Raw genomic sequence first — 3,371 nt, forward strand, 5'->3', positions numbered from 1 at the left:
CTTCGTACTATATTGCAGATAAAATCTCCGATGCCATAAATAATTCTATTCGGCCTTAAGCCATCCTTCCTGGTAACATTTAAAACTATTCCCATTGGAAGACCCAGAACATATCCGAAAAATGTTGATACAAGCGTCATGTAAAGGGTATCCTTTATACCCACCAGTATCATCTCAATAACTTTCTGATCAAACATCTTCCTTCACCTCCGTTACAGCAAGATTTCTTTCCTTGAGCCAGCTTATCATCTGTTCCTGCAGGTCTTCTCCTTCAGACAGACCCAGTATCATTTCGCCCCTTGCTTTTCCTCCTACATTTCTTGTATCTGCTTTCAGTATGTTTACCGGTGCATTAAATGTAAGTATCAGGTTGGCCACTACAGGCTCATATGCAGAATTTTCAGAGAAAACTATACGAACCTTTCTTGTAGCCTCCAGTCTGTCTAAAGGTGAATATCTTATCTTGGTATCAAGGATGAGTTCCTTTGCAGCATCTGATTTAGGTGCCTCAAATATTTCATCTACTAAGCCTTCTTCCACCAGGTTACCGTTGTCGATAATTGCAACCTTCTTACATATGCTGGTCACGACCGACATCTGATGGGTTATTATCACTATGGTAATCCCCAGCTTTTCGTTGATTTCTTTTAAAAGCTGAAGAATTGATTCAGTAGTCTGGGGGTCAAGAGCACTGGTAGCCTCGTCGCAGAGAAGTATATCCGGCTCAGTTGCAAGTGCCCTTGCAATCGCCACCCTCTGTTTCTGTCCTCCGGAAAGCTGTGAAGGATATGCCTTTTCTTTTTCTTCCAGGTTTACTGTCTTAAGAAGCTCCTTAGCCTTTTGCCTTGCTTCCTTTTTCTTTACGCCTGCAAGCTCCAGCGGAAAGCAGACATTATCGGTAACATTCTTCTGTTCCAGCAAGTTAAAGCTCTGGAATATCATTCCGATCTTGGCACGCTTCTTGCGCAGTTCCTTTTCACTGAGTTTTGCAAGATCAACACCCTCGATAAACACCTGGCCTTCTGTAGGCCTTTCGAGAAAATTGATAGTCCTTACGAGCGTACTCTTTCCCGCGCCTGACATACCGATTATTCCGAAGATGTCACCTTTCTCAATGGAAAGATTGATGTTGTTCAAAGCCGTAACATTTAAGTCTTTGGCCTTAAAGGTTTTTGTAAGATTTTTTATTTCTATCTCGCTCATTTTTTCACCTGTTCTATATTTACTATAATAATAGAAATAAATTCACTCTATATTATGATCAATACGCCAAAGGATTCCACCTCAAATGCAATTATGTGTATCAAATAATTTTGACGCATAAATCATAATATAGCGTAACCGTTCAGAACCATTACGGTTTTGAGCAGTTACGCTTATTCAGAATAGTTATTAATTTTGGGAGATATTATAACAATTCTTTTTTGCAGCTCATCAGTTGCATCTTCTTACTTATCGTAGAATACTACTGCTCCGTCATAAGTCTCTTCGATAAACTGCTGGATCTCTGCAGATCTTAATACAGCTACCAGAGCTTTGATCTTGTCTGAAGACTCGTTACCGTCATATACAGCTACGATGTTAACATATGTCTCAGCTGCGATTGAATCGCTTGACTCATAAGCTATTGAGTCCTGACCTACAGAGTAGCCTGCCTCAAGTGCATAGTTACCGTTAAGTACAACATATGCTACTTCATCAACAACTCTTGCTACCTGTGCTGCCTCAAGCTCTACGAACTCGATGTTGTAAGGATTCTCTGTGATATCGTTAACAGTTGCTGTAAGTCCTACGCCGTCTGCAAGTGTAAGTAAGCCGTTGTCCTGAAGAAGAAGGAGTGCTCTTGCTTCGTTTGTAGTATCGTTAGGTATTGCGATTGAATCTCCGTCAGCTATCTCATCAAGGCTGCTCTTTGTTCCGGGATAGATTCCGAAGGGCTCGTAGTGAATGTCACCGGCATCTACAAGGTGTGTACCCTGCTCTTCGTTGAAGCTGTCAAGATAAGGAACGTGCTGGAAGTAGTTAGCATCAAACTCACCGGACTCTACTACAAGGTTGGGCTGTACATAATCATCAAACTCTGTAACTTCAAGTGTGTATCCGTAATCATCAAGGATCTCAGCTGCCTTAGCAAGTATCTCTGCGTGAGGTACAGGTGAAGCTGCTACTGTGATAACCTCGCCGTTACCGGGTACGATATCAAGAGCGTCTGCAGTATCTGCAACATCTGTTGTATCGGCAGCTGCTCCGCCGACAACACCGCCTTCAACAACAAGTGTATCTTCATAATCTGCACCATAAGTATCAAGAAGTGTTGCCTCGTAGTCAGCATGGAAGAAGTTCTCGTTGCCAAGTGTCTTGATCTCGTCATTCAGCCAGTCAAGCAGTGTAGTATTTCCTTTTGATACAGCGGGTGCTATTGTATCCTGGCTTCCAAGTTCGGGAATTCCTACAACATATCCCTCGTTCTCAAGTGCGTATGCGATAACCTCTGTATTGTCATTTGCCCATGCAACGCCTGTTCCGTTTTCAAAAGATGTCTTTGCAGTTGCATAAGTATCAAACTTCTGCAGCTTAATGTCCGGATAGTTTTCTTCAAGGTATGTCTCAGCAGTTGTACCGGAGATTACGATCACCTGGTCATCAGCACCGATCTGGTCAAGGCTTGTGATAACATTGGATTCAGGTGAAACAACACCAAGTGCTACATTCATATAAGGAAGAGCAAAATCAACTTTCTCTGCTCGCTCTGCTGTTACCGTGAAGTTTGCAAGTACTATATCAACCTTGCCGGTCTCGAGATATTCAACTCTGCTTGCAGCTTCTGTTGATACATAGTTTATATTTACTCCAAGATCCTGTCCGATCCTCTCTGCGAAGTAAACATCGTATCCCTGATAGTCACCGTTCTCATCAACATATCCGAAGGGGTTCTTATCGGAAAATACTCCGATGTTGATGGTTCCGTCTGCCTTGATCTCATCAAGTGTTCTGTATACTTTGCTCTCATCATTGCCTGAAGCATTCACTGTACTGGGATCTGCAGCATTTTCGCATCCTGTAAGTGAAGCCAGTCCAAGGCTCGCAGTCAGGACACCTGTAAGTAAGTTTCTGAATAGTTTCTTTTTCATAGTTCTTCTCCTCTTTTTTATTGATCAAATATTCTACTGTCTCAGAAGTTTTAATTGACCGGGCATTTGTAATCTGCACTTATAAATTTTTGCATTTAAAATGCCCGGTGATCTTTACTCCCGGGCAAATGGAATACTTAAATCCGAAATGACGAATCTCCGTATTTAGGCGCATGACAGATGAGCCAAACGCCCGACCATAATACCTGCCCGGGAGCACAGCATTCGACACATACACCA

General features: G+C 42.4%; 1 protein-coding gene and 3 pseudogenes. All 4 read right to left on the reverse strand.

Features of this window, described 5'->3' with window-relative positions:
• Positions 1–197: pseudogene (locus tag J6I68_RS11630) on the reverse strand (methionine ABC transporter permease); the annotation flags it as partial.
• Positions 190–1,203, reverse strand: a complete 1,014-nt coding sequence (locus tag J6I68_RS11635; RefSeq protein WP_292220512.1) for a methionine ABC transporter ATP-binding protein — start codon at positions 1,201–1,203, stop codon at positions 190–192. The gene J6I68_RS11635 and the pseudogene J6I68_RS11630, both read right to left, overlap by 8 nt.
• Positions 1,204–1,448: 245 nt before the next feature.
• Positions 1,449–2,246: pseudogene (locus J6I68_RS17360) on the reverse strand (MetQ/NlpA family ABC transporter substrate-binding protein); the annotation flags it as partial.
• Between the two features lie 12 nt (positions 2,247–2,258).
• A pseudogene (locus J6I68_RS17365) lies at positions 2,259–3,131 on the reverse strand (transporter substrate-binding domain-containing protein); the annotation flags it as partial.
• Positions 3,132–3,371: the final 240 nt, after the last annotated feature.

Source organism: Butyrivibrio sp. (genome assembly GCF_017940685.1).
Classification (GTDB): Bacteria; Bacillota; Clostridia; order Lachnospirales; family Lachnospiraceae; genus Butyrivibrio.